This is a genomic window from Streptomyces sp. NBRC 110028 (assembly GCF_001417735.1).
In the GTDB taxonomy this organism is placed as follows: domain Bacteria; phylum Actinomycetota; class Actinomycetes; order Streptomycetales; family Streptomycetaceae; genus Streptomyces.
In genome coordinates this window covers 77,656-99,218 of record NZ_BBUZ01000026.1, presented here as the reverse complement: position 1 = coordinate 99,218, position 21,563 = coordinate 77,656, and the positions used below count along the sequence as shown (strand labels likewise).

General features: G+C 72.5%; 20 protein-coding genes. 9 read left to right on the top strand and 11 right to left on the bottom strand.

Going from position 1 to position 21,563, the window contains the following annotated elements; genetic code table 11:
* Nucleotides 1-2 precede the first annotated feature (2 nt).
* Genes ASC60_RS15800 through ASC60_RS15785 form a run of 4 tightly spaced genes read right to left on the bottom strand, consistent with a single transcriptional unit; the run spans nucleotide 3 to nucleotide 4,502 of the window.
* Entirely contained in the window at nucleotides 3-1,115 is a 1,113-nt protein-coding gene (locus ASC60_RS15800) for an AAA family ATPase (protein ID WP_055551313.1), read from the bottom strand.
* A 35-nt stretch (nucleotides 1,116-1,150) separates the two neighbouring features.
* Entirely contained in the window at nucleotides 1,151-2,617 is a 1,467-nt protein-coding gene (locus tag ASC60_RS15795; RefSeq protein ID WP_055551311.1) for a VWA domain-containing protein, read from the bottom strand.
* The gene (locus tag ASC60_RS15790; protein ID WP_055551809.1) at nucleotides 2,614-3,999 is read right to left on the bottom strand and encodes a hypothetical protein; all 1,386 of its coding nucleotides are present in this window, start codon (nucleotides 3,997-3,999) and stop codon (nucleotides 2,614-2,616) included. The genes ASC60_RS15795 and ASC60_RS15790 overlap by 4 nt, the downstream gene beginning before the upstream one ends.
* The gene (locus ASC60_RS15785) at nucleotides 3,999-4,502 is read right to left on the bottom strand and encodes a hypothetical protein (RefSeq protein WP_199830966.1); all 504 of its coding nucleotides are present in this window, start codon (nucleotides 4,500-4,502) and stop codon (nucleotides 3,999-4,001) included. The genes ASC60_RS15790 and ASC60_RS15785 overlap by 1 nt, the downstream gene beginning before the upstream one ends.
* A gap of 336 nt (nucleotides 4,503-4,838) precedes the next feature.
* Here ASC60_RS15785 and ASC60_RS15780 point away from each other — a divergent pair, with 336 nt between their 5' ends.
* The 5 genes from ASC60_RS15780 to ASC60_RS15765 are packed head-to-tail and all read left to right on the top strand — an operon-like array spanning nucleotide 4,839 to nucleotide 9,823.
* A complete protein-coding gene (locus ASC60_RS15780) occupies nucleotides 4,839-5,420 on the top strand; it encodes a bacilysin biosynthesis protein BacA (RefSeq protein ID WP_055551307.1) in 582 nt (193 codons plus the stop codon).
* Nucleotides 5,417-6,685 (top strand): DUF6421 family protein, encoded by a 1,269-nt coding sequence (locus ASC60_RS15775; RefSeq protein WP_055551305.1) that lies wholly within the window; start codon nucleotides 5,417-5,419, stop codon nucleotides 6,683-6,685. Before ASC60_RS15780 ends, ASC60_RS15775 begins: the two co-directional genes overlap by 4 nt.
* The gene (locus ASC60_RS42885) at nucleotides 6,682-7,689 is read left to right on the top strand and encodes a DMT family transporter (protein ID WP_159043271.1); all 1,008 of its coding nucleotides are present in this window, start codon (nucleotides 6,682-6,684) and stop codon (nucleotides 7,687-7,689) included. The genes ASC60_RS15775 and ASC60_RS42885 overlap by 4 nt, the downstream gene beginning before the upstream one ends.
* Nucleotides 7,686-8,951 carry an ATP-grasp domain-containing protein gene (locus ASC60_RS15770; protein ID WP_063787148.1) on the top strand — a complete coding sequence of 422 codons (1,266 nt, stop codon included), beginning with the start codon at nucleotides 7,686-7,688 and terminating at the stop codon, nucleotides 8,949-8,951. Before ASC60_RS42885 ends, ASC60_RS15770 begins: the two co-directional genes overlap by 4 nt.
* Entirely contained in the window at nucleotides 8,948-9,823 is an 876-nt protein-coding gene (locus tag ASC60_RS15765) for a branched-chain amino acid aminotransferase (protein ID WP_055551301.1), read from the top strand. The genes ASC60_RS15770 and ASC60_RS15765 overlap by 4 nt, the downstream gene beginning before the upstream one ends.
* Before the next feature lie 77 nt (nucleotides 9,824-9,900).
* On the opposite strand, the gene ASC60_RS15760 is transcribed toward ASC60_RS15765, so the two are convergent.
* Both ASC60_RS15760 and ASC60_RS15755 read right to left on the bottom strand, forming a co-directional pair.
* Nucleotides 9,901-11,343, bottom strand: coding sequence for a DUF1996 domain-containing protein (locus ASC60_RS15760; RefSeq protein WP_055551299.1), 1,443 nt, complete (start codon nucleotides 11,341-11,343; stop codon nucleotides 9,901-9,903).
* A gap of 131 nt (nucleotides 11,344-11,474) precedes the next feature.
* On the bottom strand, nucleotides 11,475-11,966 hold the full coding sequence (locus ASC60_RS15755) for an FBP domain-containing protein (protein ID WP_055551297.1): 492 nt from the start codon (nucleotides 11,964-11,966) through the stop codon (nucleotides 11,475-11,477).
* An 86-nt stretch (nucleotides 11,967-12,052) separates the two neighbouring features.
* Between ASC60_RS15755 and ASC60_RS15750 the strand changes: the two genes are divergently transcribed.
* From ASC60_RS15750 to ASC60_RS15735, 4 genes are all read left to right on the top strand, one after another.
* Nucleotides 12,053-12,622, top strand: coding sequence for a TetR/AcrR family transcriptional regulator (locus tag ASC60_RS15750; protein WP_055551295.1), 570 nt, complete (start codon nucleotides 12,053-12,055; stop codon nucleotides 12,620-12,622).
* A 233-nt stretch (nucleotides 12,623-12,855) separates the two neighbouring features.
* Nucleotides 12,856-13,341, top strand: coding sequence for a hypothetical protein (locus ASC60_RS15745; protein ID WP_055551293.1), 486 nt, complete (start codon nucleotides 12,856-12,858; stop codon nucleotides 13,339-13,341).
* A 23-nt stretch (nucleotides 13,342-13,364) separates the two neighbouring features.
* Nucleotides 13,365-14,606: a lycopene cyclase family protein gene (locus ASC60_RS15740; protein WP_055551291.1), complete on the top strand. Its 1,242-nt coding sequence runs from the start codon at nucleotides 13,365-13,367 to the stop codon at nucleotides 14,604-14,606.
* On the top strand, nucleotides 14,603-16,213 hold the full coding sequence (locus ASC60_RS15735) for an FAD-dependent oxidoreductase (RefSeq protein WP_199830965.1): 1,611 nt from the start codon (nucleotides 14,603-14,605) through the stop codon (nucleotides 16,211-16,213). Before ASC60_RS15740 ends, ASC60_RS15735 begins: the two co-directional genes overlap by 4 nt.
* On the opposite strand, the gene ASC60_RS15730 is transcribed toward ASC60_RS15735, so the two are convergent.
* The 5 genes from ASC60_RS15730 to ASC60_RS15710 all read right to left on the bottom strand — a co-directional run bounded on the left by ASC60_RS15730 (nucleotide 16,162) and on the right by ASC60_RS15710 (nucleotide 21,559).
* Entirely contained in the window at nucleotides 16,162-17,151 is a 990-nt protein-coding gene (locus ASC60_RS15730; RefSeq protein ID WP_055551289.1) for a DUF5914 domain-containing protein, read from the bottom strand. The genes ASC60_RS15735 and ASC60_RS15730 overlap by 52 nt on opposite strands.
* Nucleotides 17,148-18,137 carry a phytoene/squalene synthase family protein gene (locus ASC60_RS15725; RefSeq protein ID WP_055551287.1) on the bottom strand — a complete coding sequence of 330 codons (990 nt, stop codon included), beginning with the start codon at nucleotides 18,135-18,137 and terminating at the stop codon, nucleotides 17,148-17,150. Before ASC60_RS15725 ends, ASC60_RS15730 begins: the two co-directional genes overlap by 4 nt.
* Nucleotides 18,134-19,693, bottom strand: coding sequence for a phytoene desaturase family protein (crtI, locus tag ASC60_RS15720; protein WP_055551285.1), 1,560 nt, complete (start codon nucleotides 19,691-19,693; stop codon nucleotides 18,134-18,136). Before crtI ends, ASC60_RS15725 begins: the two co-directional genes overlap by 4 nt.
* Nucleotides 19,694-19,868: 175 nt before the next feature.
* Nucleotides 19,869-21,362, bottom strand: coding sequence for a sodium:solute symporter (locus tag ASC60_RS15715; RefSeq protein ID WP_055551283.1), 1,494 nt, complete (start codon nucleotides 21,360-21,362; stop codon nucleotides 19,869-19,871).
* Nucleotides 21,359-21,559, bottom strand: coding sequence for a DUF3311 domain-containing protein (locus tag ASC60_RS15710; protein WP_055551281.1), 201 nt, complete (start codon nucleotides 21,557-21,559; stop codon nucleotides 21,359-21,361). The genes ASC60_RS15715 and ASC60_RS15710 overlap by 4 nt, the downstream gene beginning before the upstream one ends.
* Nucleotides 21,560-21,563: the final 4 nt, after the last annotated feature.

Here is a 21,563-nt window from a genome sequence, read left to right as displayed (position 1 = left end):
GCTCATGACAGGGTGGCGATCGCGTCGCGGCCGCCCTCCAGGAACTCCGGCCAGGATCCGCCCTCTTCCTTGCTGCGCGGCTCCACGACACCGTGCAGATACTTGTTGAGGATGGCCAGGTCCTCGGGCTCGCGCCGGGCCAGCGACCCGACGAGCGAGGTGGCGAGGGTGTGGGCGGTCAGGGCGCGCTCGCCGAAGAAATTGCTGTGCAGGATCGCGTCCTCGAGCACACCGATCTGTTCGGCGGTGGACAGCGCGGACTCCAGCTTCTCGTCGTCGCTGCCCGCCGCGGCCGCCGAGGCGCGCAGATCGGCGAAGCTCCGCAGCAGGACGTCGAGCAGCGTCGGCGGCACGTCCAGCTCGAGCTGGTGGCGGCGCAGCAGTTCCTCGGTGCGGAAGCGGACGATCTCCGCCTCGCTCTTCTTGTTCGTCATCACCGGGATGCGGACGAAGTTGAAGCGGCGCTTGAGGGCCGAGGACAGGTCGTTGACGCCCCGGTCACGGCTGTTGGCGGTGGCGATGATGGAGAAACCGGGCTTGGCGAAGACGATGCTGTCGCTGTCCAGTTCGGGAACGGAGATGTACTTCTCCGAGAGGATCGAGATCAGCGCGTCCTGGACGTCGCTGGTGGAACGGGTGAGTTCCTCGAAGCGGCCGATCGCGCCGGTCTCCATGGCGGTCATGATCGGCGAGGGGATCATCGACTCCCGCGACTGGCCCTTGGCGATCACCATGGACACGTTCCAGGAGTACTTGATGTGGTCCTCGGTGGTGCCTGCCGTGCCCTGCACCACCAGGGTGGAGTTGCGGGAGATCGCGGCGGACAGCAGCTCGGCCAGCCAGCTCTTTCCGGTGCCGGGGTCTCCGATGAGCAGCAGGCCGCGGTCGGAGGCCAGTGTGACGATGGAGCGCTCGACGAAGCTGCGGTCGCCGAACCACTTCTGGGCGATGTCCCGGTCCAGGCCGTCGGAGCGCTCGGAGCCCAGGATGAACAGGCGGATCATCTTCGGGGACAGGCGCCAGGAGAACGGCTTGGGGCTGTCGTCGACGGACTCCAGCCAGTCCAGCTCCTCGGCGTACTTGATCTCGGCGGGGGCGCGCAACAGGTCGGACATCAAAAGGGCCGTTCTGAGCAGGAAAGTAGCGGGGATCAGGCGAGAAACGTCTTGAGCTCGTGGACGAGCTTGCGGATGTGGCCGGAGAGCACCGGCGCACCGAGATCCTTGAAACGCTCGCGGAACCACGGGTTGACACTGCCGCGTCCGGAGCTGGTCACCGAGCCGACCGGGATGAACTTGGCTCCCGAGCGGTGGATGGCGGCCATGCTCGCGAACAGCGGCTCGCTCTGCCATTCGTAGAAGTCGGAGATCCACACCACGACGGTGTTGCGGGGCTCGGCGATCTTCGGCTGGGCCAGGGCCATGGCGACCGTGCCGTCGGTGCCGCCCCCGAGGTTGGTGCGCAGCAGGGATTCGAAGGGGTCGCGCACCCACGGCGTCAGGTCGAGCGCCTGTGTGTCGTACGCGATCAGATGGACGTCCACCTTGGGGAGCCCGGCGAAGATGGACGCCAGGATGGTGCAGTTCACCATCGAGTCGACCATCGAGCCCGACTGGTCCACGACGACGATCAGCCGCTGCGGTGTCGTCTTGCGGGCGGTGTGCCGGTAGTAGAGGCGGTCGACGTACAGCCGCTCCTCCTCCGGGCTCCAGTTGGTGAGGTTCTTCCAGATCGTGCGGTCGAGGTCGAGGTTGCGGAACACCCGCTTGGGCGGGACGGAGCGGTCCAGGGCGCCGACCGTGGTCTTCTCCACCTGGGTGCGCAGCACTTCGGCGACCTCGTCGACGAACCGGCGGATCAGCGCCTTGGCGTTGGCCAGGGCCACGCCCGAGAGGTTGTCCTTGTCCCGCAGCAGCTGCTCGATGAGCGACATGCTCGGTGTCAGCTGCGCGGCAAGCCGGGGGTCGGCCAGCACCTCGCGCAGATGCATCCGCTTGACGAGGCCGGCCTCCAGGGCGCCCAGCTCCGGGCCGATCTCCGGAATCAGCCGGCTGAGGTCGGGCGTGGTGCCCGGTCCGCCGGTGCCGGTCGGACTGACGCCCGACCCCGCCGCCCTTCCGCCGGGAGTCCCGCCGGAGCGGCCCCCGCGCAGCTCACCGGGCTCGCAGCCGAGGGCGCGCTCCAGCCAGCCCGCGTCGGACTGCCAGCGCGCCAGTTGTCCGGCGGTGACCGTGCCGGAGCCGCAGGCGAAGACGTTGAGCAGAACCTTCGAGGCGAGCGCCGCGCGCCGTACTTCGGCGGCCCGGTCGCGCGCTCCGTCCTCGCCGGGTTCGGGGGTCATCAGACCGTCGAACTCGTCGGCCAGCTCGGGGTGGCGCTGCACGAGGGAGTCGACGGAGGTCTGCGGGTCCAGCAGGGCGGGCGGCAGCCCGATGTCCTCCACGACGGCGAGGCTCGCCGATTCCAGGGTGGCCTGCTCCTCGGGGTCGAAGAGGCGGGCCAGCAGCCGCCAGTACAGGACTTGCCGACGGTTGTCGTGGGCCGTGTCCGGGGTGGGGTGCTCAGCCGGGTCCGGGGCGGGGTGCGACGTGGTGTGTTCGGTGGTGTGCTCCGTCATGTCCGCAGCAGCCTCCCGGCCCGCTCCCGCAGCGCGGCCACGGCGTCGGTGGCGGCCTTCTCGGCCTTGACTCCGGCCTTGTCGGTCGTGCCCCCGGCCCATCCCCCGGCGTGCAGGGCGACGGTCTTCTTCCGCACGGTCTTCTCCACGGCCAGGGGCTGGACGCGATACGCCCCGGCGTCCCAGCGGAGCAGTCCGACGCAGGCGCTCGCCCCGGCGACGGCCTCGGGGGTGAGCGGACCGGCGGCCGGAACGCGGTCGGTGTCGACGGCGAGCGGGTGTCCGGCGATGGTGAACGCCAGCGCGTCGTCGTCCTTCTGGCAGTCGTAGCCCTCCAGGAAGACGGGCACGGCGATGCGCGCCGGATGCCGGTCCAGGGGCGCGGTCGGCGCGTCGGTGGCGGTGGGCAGGGCGACGCGGGCGGTGGCGAAGGGGTCGGCGGGTTCGCCCTGGCGTGCGTGCTCCTCGCTCCAGAGCAGGTCGCCCTCGGCGGTGACCGGCATGTCGGTGAGGTCCATCGCGCGGCCCTCGCCGACGGCCGCCAGGAGCGACATGGCGGGCCGGAGCAGCTGCCAGATGCCGACTCCGACGACCGTGTCGGGCTTGGGCGCCGACACACTGGCCCGCACCAGGCGGGGCGTGCCGCCGTCAGCGGGCTCGAACACCGCGTGGACCTGGGCCTGTGCGGCGGTCGCGTGTTCCCGCACATCGACACCGAGGGGCAGGAGGCGGCCGGTGGCCGTGCCGGTCGCGGGTGCGGCGGCCGCGCCGGGCAGCGTCAGCAGCAGCGCCCGCGCCCACAGGTCGGCCCATCGGCGCGCCGGAACACGGTCCAGGGCGGCGCCCGGGCAGGACGCGGCGAGTTCGGCGGCGAAACCGTCGAGGAGCGTCGCCAGGCGCCGCAGGGCCGGGTCCGGAAGCATCTCGGAGACGATGCGCGCCGATCCGGAGACCACGTCGTGGTCGATGCCCTGCCATCCGGAGCGCGCCAGATCGGACAGCCAGGAGCGGGCGGCGACCAGCAGGTTCACCGCTTCCTGCCCGCCGGGCCCCGGGGCCGGGGCGATCTCCTCGCCGCCCGGCCGCGCGATCGCCTCCCGGGCCCGGGCCAGCAGTGCGTCGTGGACGGACCCGAGCAGTGCGGTGCGGGCGGCGGCGAGGGCGACGAAGTGGTCCTCGCCCGCGACTGCCTTCTCGGCCGCCTCGGCGACCCTGGCGGCCAGCGGCGTGCCCGCGACGGCCTGGGCGAGATCCGCCGTACCGGTGGCCCGGCCCGGCTGGGGGCGGAGCAGACCGGTGACGAGTGCCTGGTCGAAGGCGTCGACGGCCGCCAGGGCTTCGTCGAGACCGGCGATGGGCTCGGCGAGCAGATCGGCGCGCATCACGCCACCGCCCTGGTCGACGGAAACCACTGCATCTCCGGCAACGGCGTGGTGACGGGGTCGAGTTCCAGGTAGGTCAGGTGGCGCAGGAACCGGCTGAAGACCGCCGCGGCGGCCTGGGATCCCGCCTGCGAGGGGACGGTGTCGGCCATGTCGGCGGTGATGGTCAGCGCGGTGGGCTCGCCGTCCGCGGCCTCGACCTTCAGATAGCGGGCGACGCGCCCGGCGCCGTACTGCAGCACCGCCTCGCTGATCAGGGCCTTGATGTGCTTGCAGTACGAGCCGTGCGCGCCGCCGCAGGGGCGGTTGTTGTTGGTGCTGCAGGCGAACGCGTAGCTGCCGGACGCGACCGACGACACGTAGACCCGGCCGATGTCCGAGCCGCTGGACACCACGCCCTGCAACCGTCCGTCGGCCAGCTCGACGAACGGGACCTTGGCGAGCTTGCGCGGCCGCGCGGGTGGGACCACCCGCGCCGTGCTCGACCTCTCCCAAGTTGACAACGCGTCATCTCCTCTGCGCACAGGGGTACTTCCGCACCACTGCGGTGCGGCACGAATGAACATACGTGCGCCCACTGACAACGCCGCTGACGGACGTACGACCGGGGGCGGCGGAGGGGACGGAGAGGCGGAGCGGGGCGCGAAGGAGACAGAGCGTCGCATTCCGTTACGCCGTCGGCCAGTTGGCCGAATAACGCCTTCCATCAGGCATCGAATCTCGCCATCTGGAATATTTTACAGAAAGCTCTTGTTTGTTGCCGTTTACTCCTGTTTTTATCCTCTCAGCTTCCGGGGAACGCCGCCGAAGCGATCGAGAACACAAAACATGGGGGGATCATGCGGCATATCCATGCCGGGCCGGATCACGTCCGCCACCTGCACACCCTCGGCCCGCAGGGGACCAACTTGGAAGCCGCCTCACACGAATGGCTGCGCAGACGCGGTGTCGAGGGAACGGTCCAGCTGCATTCCTCCATCGAGGCGGCGCTGGAAGCCGTCCCGGCCGACGGGCAGCACGCCCTGACCGCCTGCGCGGTCTACCCGGCCCTGCACACCCTGGTCTTCGGCAACCTCCACCGTTTGACGATGGTCGACAGCTTCGTCATGCCGACGCACAACATGGTGCTCGCCTCCACCGGAACGCCGGCACCGGCCACCGTCGCCTCACATCCGGCGCCCAGGGGGCTCGTCCCCGGCACGGCCGAGGCCCATGAGGTGCTCAGCAACTCCCAGGCCGCCATCGACTGCGCCGCCGGCAAGGTCGAGGGCTGCATCACCACGCTCGTCGCCGCCGAGCGGCACGGACTGCGGGTCCTGCGCGACTTCGGCCCGGTCCCCATGGTCTTCACCGTCCACCAGGTCCTGGCCGTGGACGCCGGGGCCGGGGAGCCGCTGACGACGGGAGCGATGGCACTGTGACCTCCCGAGCACCCATGGACCCCGCGTACCTGGCCGAGGCCCGGACGCTGACGGCATCACTCATACCGCGGGTCAACCGCTTCCGGACCCGCCAGGCCGACGACGGCACGGTCACCGCCCCCACGGCGGACGACCGTGAGCTGCTGACCCTGATCTCGGACGAGGCGTGTGCCTGGTACCGGCGCAACGGGCTGGGACACCAGGCCGACGCGCTGGACGCCGATGTCGCCGGATGGCTGGAGGCCGGGCTGGACACCCCGCCCCACTTCGCCCGCTCCCGGGACGCGCTGCGCCCGCCCGAGGACGGAACCATGGTCCTCTTCCTCGCGCCGTTGCAGAGCACCAACAGCGCACCGCCCGTCGGCAAGCGGCTGGACTGCTTCTACGCGCTGCGCAAGGAGCCCGCCGCGCTGCCTGACCTGGCCGTCACCCATCCGCATCCCAAGAACAACTGCCAGTCCCTGATCCTCGTCGCGGGCAGCGACGGCTTCGCGCAGGGCAACTGCCTGGTGTTCTTCCCGGAGAACGTGGCCGCGCACGACAAGATCACCGATCAGCCGTACGCCATGTTCTTCTACAACAAGATGCGCGCCATCCACGAGACCTACGCCCTCCCGGGGGCGGCGGCCGTCCTCACCCCGGACTCGGTGCCCCGCGCCTCCACCGGCCTGGACCCGGAGGTGTGTTTCGAGGCCCGCGCCATCTGGGGCTATCTGCACGACCGCATGCACTACCAGGGGCTGTGGCCGTTCGACGAGCACATCTCGCTCAAGATGAACTGGTTCGTCGGCCTGCTCGAAGAGATCAAGGTCGACGCGAAGACCGCGCTGGCCTGCGCCGACGGCGGCATTCCGTACGCCGAGGAGCAGATCGCCATGATCTTGCTGGAACGTGTCTTCCGCTATCCGCAGGCCGACGACGCGACCCGCAACTTCGACTCCGGAACCGGTGTCCTCCTCTACTCCTGGCTGCGTGAGCGCGGCGCGCTGACCGGCTCCCCGGACGACGGCGGTCTGCTGCGCCTGGACCGGGACGCCACCGTGGCCGCGCTGCGGGACTACGTCACCACCATCGAGAAGATGGAGGCCGAGGTCACCACCGACGACGAGTACCGGGCCGCCGCCAAGGCCCTGGTGCGCTCCTACCTGCCCGCCGGGGAGCCCAAACAGCGCTACCGGTTCACCGAGGACCAGCGGGTACTGCTGCGGGCCAGGCGGAGCCTGGACCGGCTGCCACCGCTGACGTTCTCGCTCGCGCAGTGGTGACGGACCCCCCGGCGCCGCCACGGCGGGGCGAACCGCTGGTGGTGCCCGCGCTGTCGGTGCTCATGGTGCTGCTGCTCGCCGCGGGCTGGCTGATGTCGGCCCGTCTGGTCGACGGTGTGCCCGCGCTCGCCGTGGCGAGCGGCCGGACGGCGGCCAGCTTCCTGGCCATCTCGGTGATCGCCGTGCTCCGCCCGCGCAGCTGGCCGGACGTCCGGACGGGGTTCGGCCGCCCGGGTGGGTTCCTGCTGCTGGCGTTCCTCGGGTTCTTCGCGTACTACTCCGGTACGTTGCTCGGCATCGGCCGGATCGGCGCCTCCCGGGTGGGCCTGATCGTCTCGCTGCTGCCGTGCGTGACCTTCGTCATCGGCATCGTCGCCTTCGGCGAGCGCGGCACGGTCCGCAAGGTGTGCGGCACCCTGCTCGCAGTGGCCGCGGCGTGTGGTTACGCGGTGGCGGACGGGCCGGGCGGCGAGGGCGCGACGGGCGGGGCCACCCTGTCGGCCGGTGCCCTGCTGGCGCTGGGCGGCACGTTCACATACGCCCTCTACGGCTACGTCTACCGGCAGCGCATGGCCGACATCTCACCGCTGGCCGCGCTGCCCGCCATCACGGGCGCGGGCGCGGTCATGCTGGGGCTGACGACCGCGCTCTTCGTGCCGGTGGACGGCGTCACGGCGGCCGACTGGGGCGGGGTGGCGCTGCTCGGCGCGGGGCTCACCGCCCCGGTCTTCCTCATCTCGCACGAACTCATCCTGCGCAAGGGCCCGCTGTTCACCTCCGCCGTGGCGCTGGTGGTGCCGTTCCTGATCCGGCTCGGTGAATGGGCGCTGGGGTGGGCGGGCCCGCCCGGTCCGGTCGTGCTCGTCCTGATCGTCGCCTGTTCGGCCGGGGTGTGGCTGACGGTGGGCGGCTCCCGCCGGGCCCGTCCCCCGGCCACCGGGCCCGGCACGACCGACAACACCGGCCCGGAGGCCGGAATCCCAGTGGAACGGAAGACATCGTGAGCACACAGCAGCCCAGCGTCGTCCTGGTGTACCAGCGGACGACTCTGCCCTGGGTCTTCGACAGCGCCGAGCGCGCCGGTATCCGTCTCATCCTGGTCCCCCGCCCCGACGAGACCGTGAGCGCGGACCGACTGCCCCCGGCCGTGGTCGATGTGCTGCGGCTGGACGTCGAAGGGGACCGGGCGGGCGCCCTGGCCACGCTGCGGCAGACGCACCGGGCCACCCCGTTCCAGGGCATCTGCACCCTGTACGACCCGGCCGTGCCGTTCGTGGCGGAGGCCGCCGAACTCCTCGGGCTGCCCGGTATCGGGCGGGACGCGGCGCTCGGCGCGCAGGACAAGCGGGTGATGCGGGAACGGCTGGCCGCGGCGGGGCTCAACGTGCCCCGCTTCGTCGGCCTGAAAGCCCCTTCCGCCTGGGAGGAGGCCGCGCACCTGGACTTTCCCGTCGTGGTCAAGCCCGCGCACGGCTTCTCCAGCCTCGGTGTCACCAAGGCGGAACGGCCGGAGGAGCTGCGGGCCGTGGTCGAGGAGGTGTGGCAGATCTGCCGGTCGAAGCTGGGCGCGACCGGGAGCCTGATCGTGGAGGAGTATCTCGACGGGCCCGAGTTCGCCGTGGAATCCCTCGCCCACCGCGGGGAGGTGACGGTGTGCACCATCGGCTACAAGGGCGAACCCCAGGGTCCGTACTTCGAGGAGAGCGTCTACCGCGCGCCCGCCGTCCTGCCCGAGGCGGTGCGGGACGCCATCCGGCGCGAGGTCACCGCCGCGCACACCGCCCTCGGCATCGCCGACGGCCCCACCCACACCGAACTGCGGCTGCGCGGCGACCGGCCGTACCTGCTGGAGCTGGGGGCGCGCATCGGCGGTTCGGGGGTCTCGGAGTACATCGTCCGGAACGTCACCGGGCTGGACTTCGCCGCGGACGCGCTGCGGATCGCCACCGGGCGGCCACCACGCTCCTTCGGCCCCGGGCACACCCCCTGCGCCACGGGCGCGGCGGCCAACTACATCGTGCCGTGCGGCGGTTCGGGGCGGATCACCGCCATCCACGGCCTGGACGAGCTGCGTGCCGACCCCCGGGTGGACCACGTCGTGCAGATGCTCTTCCCCGGCGACGTGGTGCGCCCCTATCCGGACTTCACCGGATATCCGGCGTTCGTCCTGTCCCGGCACGCCACCACGGCCGAGGCCGAGGAGTTCCACCGCGCGCTGGAGACCGCCATCCGCATCGAGTACGCCCCGGAAGGCAGTGACCGATGACCTCCCTCCCCTTCGACGACCGTGACGGCGTCATCTGGTACGACGGGGCCTTCGTGCCCTGGCGCGACGCGAAGCTGCACGTCCTCTCCCACGGTCTGCACTACGGCGGTGGCGTCTTCGAGGGGATGCGCGTCTACGGGGGCGCCATCTTCAAACTCACCGAGCACACCGAGCGCCTGCACACCTCCGCGCGCGAACTGGGCTTCGCCGTCCCCTTCGGCGTGCCCGAACTCGACGACGCCTCACGCGAACTGGTCCGCAGGCAGGGCATCACGGACGGATACGTCCGGCCCGTGGCGTGGCGGGGCGGCAAGCAGCTCAGCGTCGCCGGTACGGGCAACCGCGTCCATGTCGCCATCGCCACCTGGGAGTGGCCGAACCTCTTCGGTGACACGACGCAGGTGGAGGGCATCCGCCTGGGCACCTCCCGCTGGCGCCGCCCGGCACCCGACACCGCACCGGTGCAGGCCAAGGCGGCCTCGCTGTACAACATCTGCACGCTCGCCCGTGACGAGGCCGAAGCCGCCGGTCACGACGACGCCCTGCTGCTCGACCACCGGGGGCTGCTGGCCGAAGCCACCGGCGCCAACCTCTTCCTCGTCATCGACGGCGCCCTGCACACCCCCGTCCCCGACACCTTCCTCAACGGCATCACCCGCCAGACCGTCATCGGCCTCGCCCACGACCTCGGCATCCCCGTCCATGAGCGCCCGCTGGAGCCGGACGCCCTCGCCGACGCCGACGAGGTCTTCCTCACCGGCACCGCGTACGAGGTCCAGCCGGTCGGCGCGGTGGACGGCCACCGGTACGGCGTCGGCAAGGTGACAACGGCGCTGTCCGAGGCGTACGCCCGTACGGTGCGCACGCACTGAAAACACGCACTGAAAAAAAGGGGGCGAAGCCCTGCCGGTGGCCCGGAGCGGGGCCGCCGGCAGGGCTTCGCGGTGTCTCAGCGGCAGGTGCGTCCGGTGTTGATGCACCGCACCATCTGGTTCATCACACGCTCGTCGAAGACGTTGATGAAGTCTCCGTGGTCGGTGACCGGCTTGTGCAACTGCTCGGGGAAGCCGTCCACGGCGAAGAACGGCCGGGTCTTCCCGTTGTCCTTCAGGCTGGGCGCGTCCACGTCGTACACCAGGCGCTGCACGAGCTGCGGAATCGCCACGAAGCCCTTCGGGCAGCGGCCGTCGGCGTCCGTGAACGCCACGTGGGAGCGGTGGTTGGCGCTGTCGGCGTTCTTGCCGTCCCAGCAGCTCTGGAACTTCGCCGTACGCACCACGTCGCTGCCCTGCGGGCAGATCGGGTACTTGTCCTTCAGCTGCCGGTTCTCGAACCCGGTGCAGCTCCAGGAGGCGTTGGCGTTCGCCGTCCCGTTGCTGAAGGCCTTCGCGTCGCCGGTGATGATGCGCAGGAACCTGGGCATCGCCACGACCTTGCCGCGCGGGTTGCCCACGTACTCCAGGGTGACCTTCTTGGCCGTCAGGATGCGGCCGGTGTTGCCCTCGGCGCCGCCGCCCTGCTGGTCCGCGTCGAACTCGCGGGTGCCGTCCTGCAGTCGCAGCACCGGCCAGTAGTAGGTCGACTTGTCGCCCTGGTTCTGGCAAGTGGTGCGGCCACCGGCGAAGGTGTTGTTGTCGGCGAACGCGTTGTTGGCCTGGTTGCCGACATAGTCGTGGGTGTGATGCGCCCCGTTGGACACGCCGGGCGCCACGATGACGTTGTCGGTGTTGTAGAGCTTGTTGGCGTTGACGCCGCACGCGGTGGTGAACAGGCCCTTGGAGGCGCTGCGGGCCGGGCGCGGGGTGCGCACATTGGGCTGGACGCGGGTGATGTCCACGAAGTCCGCGGCCACCGGGCCGTTGCCCTTCTGACCCTGACCGCCACCCTGACCACCGCCCTGGTTCCCACCCTGGCCGCCACCGGACTGCTCCTTCAGCGTGCAGGTGGCGAGCCCGTCGAGACCCTGCGGAGTGGCGGCCACTCTGCCGATGGCGATCGAGATGCGGTCGATGGTCGCGGTGCGCTTGTCCTTCAGCGGACCCATGATCGCGTTCTGCGCGAAGCCGGCGTCCTGCTGGATCGCCCGCTGGGAACCGGCCAGCCGCTGGTAGGCCTCGGCGACCTGCTTGTCCAGCAGGGCCAGCTCCCGGTCCACCTCGGCCTTGGCCCGCTGGGGCACCGCGCTCAGGCGCCGGCCGACGTCGGGGCAGTCGATGGTGGAGGCCCGGGCGGACAGTGCCCGGCCGCGGCTGTCACTGTGCTGCGATCCGCCCGCGTCGGCCGAGGCGTACATGTTGACCGTCACCAGCCCGCCCGCCCCCAGGGCTAACGCGGCGGTGGCGACGATCGCCCGTCTCGCGGTCTTCGACCGCCTACGCGTATTGCGTCGCATGGAACTCCTCTGTCATGTCGGACGCGTTCGACGGAAGGCTATAGCCACGCGGCCGGACCGTGGCAGCGGGGTGGATCACGTCACCGTTCCGTCAGATCCGCCCTGGCCGGGGCGTTCCGGGACCTCCCTGGTCAGGCGGTCACCTTGGCCAGGAACCCGGCGAGGTTGGTCACCGTCCGCTCGACCTTCTCCTCCAGGGTCAGCGACTCATGGAGCCGGGCGCCCGCGCCCGCGTCCTTCTTGCCGCGTACGTACAGCGAGCAGGCGAGGTCGCCGCATATGTAGGTGCCCACCGAGTTGCCCCGCTGCCTGGCCTTCCCCGTCTTCGGCGCGACCATCAGGCAGACGCCGCCCGCGTGGGAGGTGAGGCACAGCGAACACATGCCGCGCCGGGTCTGCCAGGAGGCGGGCGCGGGGCAGCGCAGCGCGAGGGCCGTCGGGCGGTCGTCCAGCGTGGTGACGAGGTAGGCACGGTCGTAGGCCTGGGGATCTCGCCAGCCGAGGTAGTCCAGGTCGTCCCAGGGACGGTCGGCCAGATCGCGGGGTACGGACAGGCGTTTCGCCTCGCCCTTGGTGCAGTTGACGAAGGCGGAGCGGATCTCTTGCTCGGTCAGCGGCTTCATGACCGGGAGGCTAAGTTGCCTAAAGGTCTTAGGCAAATGAATAATATGCTCGGTCGACATGACGCTGTCGACGGAGAGGCGGGGGCATGGGGTACGCAGGGCTGACCGCGGAGCGTCTGGCCCGGGCCGGGGCGGAGCTGGCCGATGAGGTCGGCTTCGAGCAGGTGACGGTGTCGGAGCTGGCCAGGCGGTTCGACGTCAAGGTGGCGAGCCTGTACTCGCATCTGAAGAACTCCCGCGACCTCAAGACCAGGATCGCACTGCTCGCCCTGGAAGAACTCGCCGACCGGGCCGCCGAGGCCCTGGCGGGGCGGGCCGGGAAGGACGCCCTGACCGCCTTCGGGCACGTCTACCGCGACTACGCCCGCGAGCATCCCGGCCGCTACGCCGCCGCCCAGTTCCGGCTCGACCCAAAGACGGCGGCCGCCAGCGCGGGCGGCAGGCACGCCCAGATGACGCGGGCGATCCTGCGCGGCTACGACCTGGCGGAGCCGGACCAGACGCATGCGGTGCGGCTGCTGGGCAGCGTCTTCCACGGCTACGTCAGCCTGGAGCTGGCGGGCGGTTTCAGCCACAGCTCCCCCGACTCGGAGGAGTCCTGGTCCCGGGCTCTGGACGCGCTCGACGCCCTGCTGCGCAACTGGCCCGCGGCCTGAATCGCTCGCCGGCAGCGCGCGGATGGCCCATTCCCTCCTCCTCGGTCGCTTCCGCTCCGCGCCGGGAGGGCGCTCCGGTGACCTGCGTAAACGATCAAGTGCGGTGGTGGCCGTGGCGCGGTGGGGTGACGCCTCGTGTTGCGGGGGTGGCGGGCTGTCGGTTGGCTCATGAGCGGAACACCTCACGGGTGCCGCGTGTTCGGGTCGGCCACTGCTTTCGTTGGAGGATTTTCATGCGTTACGTACCCGCCGGCGCAGGCATCGGCCTGGCGCTCTGTGCCCTCGCGCTGCAGGGCCCGGCCGCTGCCGCCGCCGATGACTCGGAGCTCCGCATCAGCCCGCGGAACGGCGCCCCGGGGTCCACGGTCACCGTCAGCACGACCGCCTGCGGCTCGGACGTGACCTACGGCAAGGGCACCGCGGGCGGAGACGAGTTCCATCTGTTCGACGACAACCACACTGGCGTGCTCACCGGCCACTTCCGGATTCCCGGGGACGCCGCGTCCGGCGACCACGACGTGGTCGTGAAGTGTCCGCCGAGCATCAAGATCACCGATACGGTCGCGGTCGAGCGCAGCCGCCCCACCGGCGGGGTCCACGCCGGTTTCGGGCCCGCCGCGGTCGGCGAGAACAAGCCCACCCTCCTCGGTGGCGCGGTCCTGGCCGTCACGGCCGGGGGTGTGCTCATGATGCGCCGCCACCGAAGCGTCCGGCGCTGAGCCCGGCCCGTAGGGACTCGGCGGTGGCGTGGGACGCGGAGGTGGCCGTCGTCGGCGCGGGCGCGGCCGGTCTGACGCTGGCCTACCGGCTCGCCACCCTGCCCTCCCCGCCCCGGGTGCTGCTGGTCGAGGCACCGGAGGGGCGGCTGCGGCCACCGGAGCGGACGTGGTGCTGGTGGGAGGAGCCGGGCGGTGAGTTCGACGGGGCACTGGCCGCCCGCTGGAGCCGGGTCGGGATGCACGGAACCGACGGCCGCCGACTGGACCGCGAGATCGCGCCCTTCGTCTACAAGATGCTGCGGTCGCGCGACTTCGAGCGCTGGGTGGCCGCCCGCCTCGGCACCGCGCCCTCGGTGCGGCGGGCCGAGGCGGTGGTGGACGAGGTGTGCGACGAGGCGGACGGCGCCCTGGTGCGGGGCGTCCGCGCCGACGGCCGCCCGGTGGCCTGGCGCACCCGGTGGGCCTTCGACTCCCGCCCGGCGGCCGCCCTGCCACCGGCCCGTACGACGCTGCTCCAGCACTTCCGGGGCTGGTTCATCCGCTGTGCCACCCCCGCCCTGGACCCCGCGGTGGCCGAGCTGATGGACTTCCGCACCCCGCAGCCGGAGCGGGGCCTGTCCTTCGGCTATGTGCTGCCGCTGAGCGACCGTGAGGCGCTGGTGGAGTACACCGAGTTCTCGCCCGCGGTGCTGGACGGCACCGCGTACGACGCGGCCCTGCGCCACTACACCGGGACCGTGCTGCGGCTGCCGCCCTTCCGGGTGCTCTCCGCCGAGCAGGGCGTCATCCCGATGACCGACGGCCGCTTCCCCCGCCGCGCGGGCGCCCGTGTGTTCCGCGTCGGCACCGCGGGCGGCGCCACCCGCCCGGCCACCGGCTACACCTTCGCCGCGGTGCAGCGGCAGACCCGCGCGGTGGCGGCGGCCCTCGCCGCGGGCCGCCGCCCGGTGCCCCCCGCCCCGTACCCGGCCCGCGCGCTCGCCATGGACGCGGCGATGCTGCGCGCCCTGGCCACCGGCCGGGTGACCGGCGCCGATGTCTTCACCACCCTCTTCCGCCACGTCCCCACCGAGCGGCTGCTCCGCTTCCTCGACGGCCGCACCGGGTTGGCGGAGGACGTCATGGTGGGGTTGCGGACCCCGGTGGCGCCCATGCTGCGCACGGTGGCCGAACTGCCCTGGCTCCGCAAGGCGGCGGGCGCCGCGGTGGCGGACCGGCATCGTGCGCGCCCGCACCGGCCGGGCGCCGCCGAGGCGGGGCGGTGAAGCGCGCGGTGGCGGCCCGCCGGGGGCGGGACCGGCGGGCCGAGGCGCTGCCCGTGGCGGCGGGCCGGGCCCGGGTCCCGGCCGGATGTGCGCCGCGGGTCGCGGTGGTGGGCGGCGGGCTCGCGGGGCTCGCGGCGGCGACCGCGCTGGCCGAACGCGGGGTCGCGGTGGTGCTGTACGAGCGCGGCGCGATGCTCGGCGGGCGGCTGGCCGGATGGCCGACCACGCTCGCGGACGGATCGGCGGCGACGATGTGCCGCGGGTTCCACGCCTTCTTCCGGCAGTACTACAACCTGCGCGGGCTGCTGCGGCGGATCGACCCGGGCTTGAGTGTGCTCACCGGGCTGCCCGACTATCCGCTGTGGCACGCCTCGGGCCTGCGGGACGGGTTCGCGGGCGTCCCGCGCACCCCGCCGTGGTCCGCGCTCGGCTTCGCCGCGCGCAGTCCGTCGTTCGGCTGGCGGGACCTGGCACGCATGGACCCGGCGGCCGCGCTGCCGCTGTTCGACGTCCGGCTGCCGTGGATCCACGAGCGGCTGGACGCGCTGAGCGCGGCGGAGTTCCTGGACGCGGTCCGCTTCCCGGTGGCGGCCCGCCATCTGGCGTTCGAGGTGTTCTCCCGCAGCTTCTTCACCGATCCGGGTGAACTGTCCGCGGCCGAGCTGGCGGTGATGTTCCACATCTACTTCCTCGGGTCCAGCGAGGGGCTGCTGTTCGACGTGGTGCGCGAGCCGTTCCCGTACGCGCTGTGGGATCCGCTGCGGCGCTATCTGGAGGGCCACGGCACGCGGGTGCGGCTGGGTGCCGCCGTGGAGTCGGTGTGCCCGCTGGGCGGCGGGCGGGTGGCGGTGGACGGGGAGGCGTACGACGGGGTGGTGCTCGCCCTGGACACGGCGGGCCTGCGCGCGCTGGTGGCGGACTCCCCCGGCCTCGGCGACCCGACGTGGCGGGAGCGGATCGCGGCCCTGCGGACCGCGCCGCCGTTCCTGGTCTCCCGCCTGTGGCTCGACGCGCCCACCGACCCCGGCCGCCCCGGATTCCTCGGCACGAGCGGTTACGGCCCGCTCGACAACGTCAGCGTGGTGTCCGGTTGGGAGGGCGAAGCCGCCCGCTGGGCGGCGGCCACCGGCGGATCGGTGCTGGAGCTGCACGCGTACGCCGTCGACCCGGCCGCCGACCGGGCCGCCGTGGAGCGCCGGTTGCGGGCGGAGCTGGCCCGGGTCTACCCCGAGACCCGGGACGCCGGGCTGGTCGACGTCCGCCACGAGTGGCGCGCCGACTGCCCGGCCTTCCCGGTCGGCGGCTACCGCGACCGGCCCACGGTGCGCACGCCCGATCCGGCGGTGGTGCTGGCCGGGGACCTGGTTCGCACCGATCTTCCGGTCGCGCTGATGGAACGGGCGGCCACCAGCGGGTTCCTGGCGGCCAACGCGCTGCTCGCCCGGTGGGGCGTGAGCGGCCAGCGGCTGTGGACGGTACCCCGCCACGGCCGCGTGGCCGTGCTGCGCGGTGTGCACCGGCTGACCGGCCGTCCGTCCGCCGCGCCCACCGTCGGTCAGCCCGGGAAGCGCCCGGCCTCCCGCAGGGCCCAGCGGCGTTCGGCGTAGGCCAGGTCGTCGCGCCACAGTCGGGCGGCGGCCGCGCGCATCAGGGGGCGCAGCAGGGGTGCGGCCGCGCGGGCGACGGCGAAGCCGGGGCGGTCGGACGTGGCGAGGACGGCCTCGATGACGGCGGTGCGGGGGCGGCCGCGGTGGTCGGAGGCCAGCGGGGTGGCGTGGGTTTCGACGACGGAGCCGCGGCCCTCGCCGTCGGTGACGCGCATGACGACGGTGCGGGGCCCGGGTGCGGAGAAGACGGCGCGGACGGGGACGACCACACGCCCGGCCACTTTGAAGGACACCCGGACGGCGAGGGCGTCCTCGCCGTCGGACTCCTCGACGGTGAGGTCGACGAAGGAGTACGGGTGGAACCAGGCGCCGTGCCACGGGTCGAGGCGGTTGGCGATGACGTCGGCGGGCTCGCAGATGCCGGTGACGTCGTGGACGGCGGCGACCGTGGCCCCGGCCGCCGGGCGGGGCGGCTGTACGGGGCGTTCCAGCGGCTCCTCGCCACCGGCCGCGTCGAGCCGTACCCAGGCGAGCACGCCGTCGTCGTGGGCGGGCAGCGGGGACCAGCCCGCGGTGGCGTCCCCGGGCAGGGCGAGGCCGTGCCAGTGGCAGACGAGCGCGCCGCGGCTGACCGCCGCGTCCTTCAGCGGCGCCCCGAGGTGCGGGCAGGCGCCGGGTCCGGCGGCGAGGCGCCCGGCGGTGTCCCGCCAGGCCACCACCTCGCTGCCGGCGATGGTGCGGCCGAAGGGGCGGCCCGGGGTGACGGCGGCGGACGCGCCGAGCACGTACCAGTTGCCCGTCGGGCGGTCCTGGGCCCGTTTCAGGGCCGCGGCGATCAGGGCGGGTCTGGCCTCCCGCCACGTGGGCCGCTGCCGGTCCCAGGGAACACCGCCGCGGCGCAGCGACAGCGGAAGACGGCGCGGTACGACCGGTGTCATGCGGCCTCCTCGGCGGGGAGCGGCCGTCCGGGCGCGCCGGTGCGTGCGGTACGGGCGGCCAGCAGCCGGGCGGCGCCGACCCGGACCAGTCCGTCGAGCGCGACGGCGGCGCGTACCCGCCGCCGCACCGCCGAGCGCCGGTGCAGCACCGCGTAGCCGTCGCGCTCGACGGCGGTGACGATGCCTCCGTAGAGCACGTACGCGGTACGGATGCAGGGGCGGGCCACGGGGTCGAGCATCGGGATGCCGGGCAGCGCGCGACGGTAGTAGCCGCGGGTCAGGGCGGCGAAGTCGCGCAGTGCGGCGGTGATGCGGTGGTCGTGCCGCCCGGTGCGGCGGGACCACCGCAGGCGCGCCCGGTCCACTCCGTGCGCGGTCAGCAGGTCGGCGGGCAGGTAGATCCGGCCGCGGTCCAGGTCCTCCCCCACGTCCCGCAGGAAGTTGGTGAGCTGGAAGGCGACACCGAGCGCCGCCGCGTGCGGCTCGGCGGCCTCGCGGGGCACGACGTGGCCGAGGACGGGCAGCATCTGAAGGCCGATCACCGCGGCCGAACCGTGCATGTAGTGGCGCAGGTGCGCGAAGGTGGGGTAGTCGGTGACGGTCAGGTCGCTCCGCATCGAGGCCATGAAATCGGTGAAGTGCCGGTGGTCGATGCGGTACGTGGCGGCGGTGTGCGCCAGTGCCCGTACGACCGGCTCGTGGCCGCGGCCGGTGCGCAGCGCCCGGGACAGTTCGTCGGCGAGCCGGTCCAGGCGGGCCTCGCGTGGCGCGGGACCGGCGGAGCGTTCGAGGTCGTCCACGATGTCGTCGGCCCAGCGGGCGAATCCGTAGAGCGCGTGCACGGCGGGGCGCCGGGCCGCGGGCAGCAGCCGGGTGGCCAGGAAGTACGTCCTGCCATGGCGGGCGTTGAGTTGTCGGCACCGCAGATAGTCGGCGCGCAGCGCCGGGTCGTGGATGCCCGCGGCGTCGAGTTCGTTTCGGGTCATGGGGATCCTTGCCGGTGGAGGGCCCGCGGCCGGACACGGTGGAGGCCGTCGAGGGGGACGTGGCGGGGGCCTGGGCGGGGGTGGCCGGTGATGCGGGCGGCGGCCAGCTTTCCGGAGATCAGCACGGTCGGGACGCCCACCCCGGGGGTGGTGCCGCAGCCCGCCAGCACCGCGTTCTCCGTTCCGCGGACGAGGTTGGCCGGGCGGAACGGCCCGGTCTGGCCGAAGGTGTGGGCGAGCGAGAACGGGCTGCCCGCGGCGTGCCCCTGGGCCGCCCAGTCGGCCGGGGTGACCAGGCATTCCTCTTCGATGGCCGCCCCGAGTCCGGCCAGGCCGCGGCGCTCCAGTTCGGTGAGGACGCGGTCCCGGTAGCGCGGTCCGAGGGTGCGCCACTCGGCTGCGCGGGGCCCGATGTCGGTGTTGGGGCAGGGCGCGAGGAGGTAGTGGATGTGGCGGCCGGGCGGGGCGAGGGCGGGGTCGTGGGTGGTGGGCCGGGTGATGAGGAGCGAGGGGTCGCTCATCAGCCGCCCGGAGACGGTCAGTTCCTCGAACGTGGTGCGCCACGCGGCGCCGAAGGAGAGGGTGTGGTGGGCCAGTTGCGGCCAGGTGCGGTCGGTGCCGGTGTGCAGGACGACGGCCGAGGGTGAGCGCCGCGGCCGCAGCGGGCGGCGGGGGGCGCGGCCCAGCAGCCGGTAGGCCTCGGTCAGCTCGCAGCTGAGGACGACGGCGTCGCAGGGCACGCGGCCGTGTGTGGTGATGACGGCGGTGATCCGCCCGGCCCGCCGCTCCAGCCGGGTGACCCGCTGGCCGTATCGCAGGTCGGCACCGGCGTCGGCGGCCGCGGCGGCCAGTGCGCGGGGCACGGCGTGCAGGCCGCCCCGGGGGAAGTACACGCCCGCGACGGTGTCCATGTAGGCGATGACGGCGTACGCGGCCAGGGCGCGGGCCGGTGGCACACCCGCGTAGAGGGCCTGGAAGGAGAACACCCGGCGCAGCCGCTCGTCCCGGAGGAAGCGGCCGATGCCCGGGTCGAGCCGTCCGAAGCCGCCGAGCGCGGCCAGCCGGGCCAGGTCGGGGTGGAGCAGTTGGAGCGGTGAGTCGAAGTTGGCGTCGATGAAGCGGGTGATCTGCACACGGTGGAGGGCTTCCAGCCAGGTCCGCAGCCGCCGGTATCCGGCCGCTTCCCGTGGCCCGGCGAAGGCGCGTACGGATTCCTCCATGGCGTCCGCGCCGGTGTGGACGTCGAGACTGCTGCCGTCGGCGAACGCGGCCCGGTAGGCGGGGTGCAGCGCGACCAGGTCGAGCCGGTCGGCCACCTCCTCCCCCACGGCGGCCAGTGGCTCGGCCAGCAGGTCCGGCATGGTGAGCACGGTGGGGCCGGTGTCGAAGTGGTAGCCGCCCCGCTCCAGCCGGCCCGCCCGGCCGCCGGGCCGGGTGGCGCGTTCCACCAGGGTCACCCGGCGTCCGGCGCCGAGCAGGTGCAAGGTGGTGGCGAGCCCGGACAGGCCCGCCCCGACGACCACGATATGGCCGGTGGGCCCGGCGACGGTCCTCATGGGCATGGTTTCAGTCTTCTGACGCCCGGGCCGCGCACCCGCGCGGGGGGCCGTCCGGCCGAACGAATTCGACCGTGGGTGAGGCCGGCCCGTGCCCGCGCCGCCCCCGCGTACGGTCGCCCACATGCCACCACCCCCGGCTGCGCCGGGGGTGGTGGCATGTGGGCGAAGTGGCTCAGCCGGCGCCGGCCGCGGCCTCGGGCTGGATCTGCGGGGCGGGGCTGGGGCGCCCCGCGGGGCGGGTGGCGGCGGAGACCGCCGCCATCACCACGACGTTGAGGAACAGCGCGATGACGCCCACGTTGAGATCCTTGATCGCCTGCGGGAATCCCGGCAGCAGGCTGCCGACCGTGGCACCGGAGAGGGTGATGGCGGCGACCGTGACCACTCCGACCACGATGCCCGCGGCCGCCCCCTGCTTGCTGACCAGCTGACGCTTGGCCAGGCTCGCGAGCAGGGCGGGGAAGAGCTGGGTCACCAGGGCGTAGCCCATGAGCAGCAGGGACACGATGGAGCTGCCGCCGTTGAAGGTGAAGTAGAGGGAGACCAGCGCGAGGGCGGGGACCAGCCACTGGGCCAGGCGGGTCACCTGCTTGTCGCTGCTGCGCGGGCGGGCGAGGCGGTAGACGTTCTTCGCCAGGCAGGTCGCGGAGGTCATCAGCAGCAGCGACCCGGGGACCAGCGCGGTGAGCAGCCCCGCGCCGCCGACGATGCCCACGAACCACGGCGGGAACGTGGCGGTGGTGATGCGCAGCAGCGACAGGTCCGCGTCGGCGCCCTTGAGGCCGGGCACGACGAGGATGGCGGTGAACCCGGCGAAGAAGACGAAGAGCAGGATGAGCTGGTAGAGCGGCATGAAGATGGCGTTGCGGCGGAAGACACGTTCGTTCTGGGCGCTGTAGGAGGCGCTGAACGTGTGCGGCCACATGTAGAAGCCGAGCGCCGAGAGCAGCACGGTGGAGGCGAACCACGAGGTGCTCATGCCGCTGGTGGGCAGCGTGAGGAAGCCCGCCTGGTGCTTGTCGACCGCGCGGAACATGTCCTCGAAGCCGCCGAAGTAGTGGATCGGCAGGTAGATGCCAAGGATCAGGACGACCGCGAGGATGGTGACGTCCTTCATGACGGCGGTCCACGCCGAACCGTGGATGCCCGAGATGGTGACGTAGACGGTCAGGGCGATGGTGCCGATCACGATGGCCCAGTGGGAGGGGACGCGGCCGTCGGAGGAGACGGACACGATGATCCCGAGCCCCTTCAGCTGCAGGACGAGGTACGGCACCATCGCGATGACGCCGACGAGGGCCACGAGGGCGCCGAGCAGCGGGGAGTCGAACTTGGCGACGAAGAAGTCGGACTGGGAGATGAGCCGGTGCTGTTTGGCGTACCGCCAGACGGCCGGGAGCAGCCAGTAGGACAGCACGTAGGCGAGTGAGGCGTAACAGAGGATGTAGTACGCCGGGGCGCCCTTGCCGTAGGCCCAGCCCGAGGCGCCGAGGAAGGTGAAGGTCGTGTAGATCTCACCGGCCAGCAGCAGGAACACGAAGATCGTGCCGAAGCCGCGGCCGCCGACCGACCACTGTTCGAGGTCCATGTCCCTGCCGCGGCGGGCGCGCAGCCCCAGCAGCAGCGCGGCGGCGAGGAAGACGAAGATGACGGCGAGGGCGATCACGAGGTGGTCTCCTCACGGTTGGCCGGGTCGAGCCGGTAGATCACGGCCATGGTCGCCGATATCAGGACGACCCACAGGACGAGCCAGAAGAGGATGAACGGCATACCGAGGACATAGGGCGTCACCCGGTTCACGAAGAAGATCCCCCCGAGGATCCCGATGAACGGGATCGCGCCGAGCAGATGGATGGGTTTCACGTCA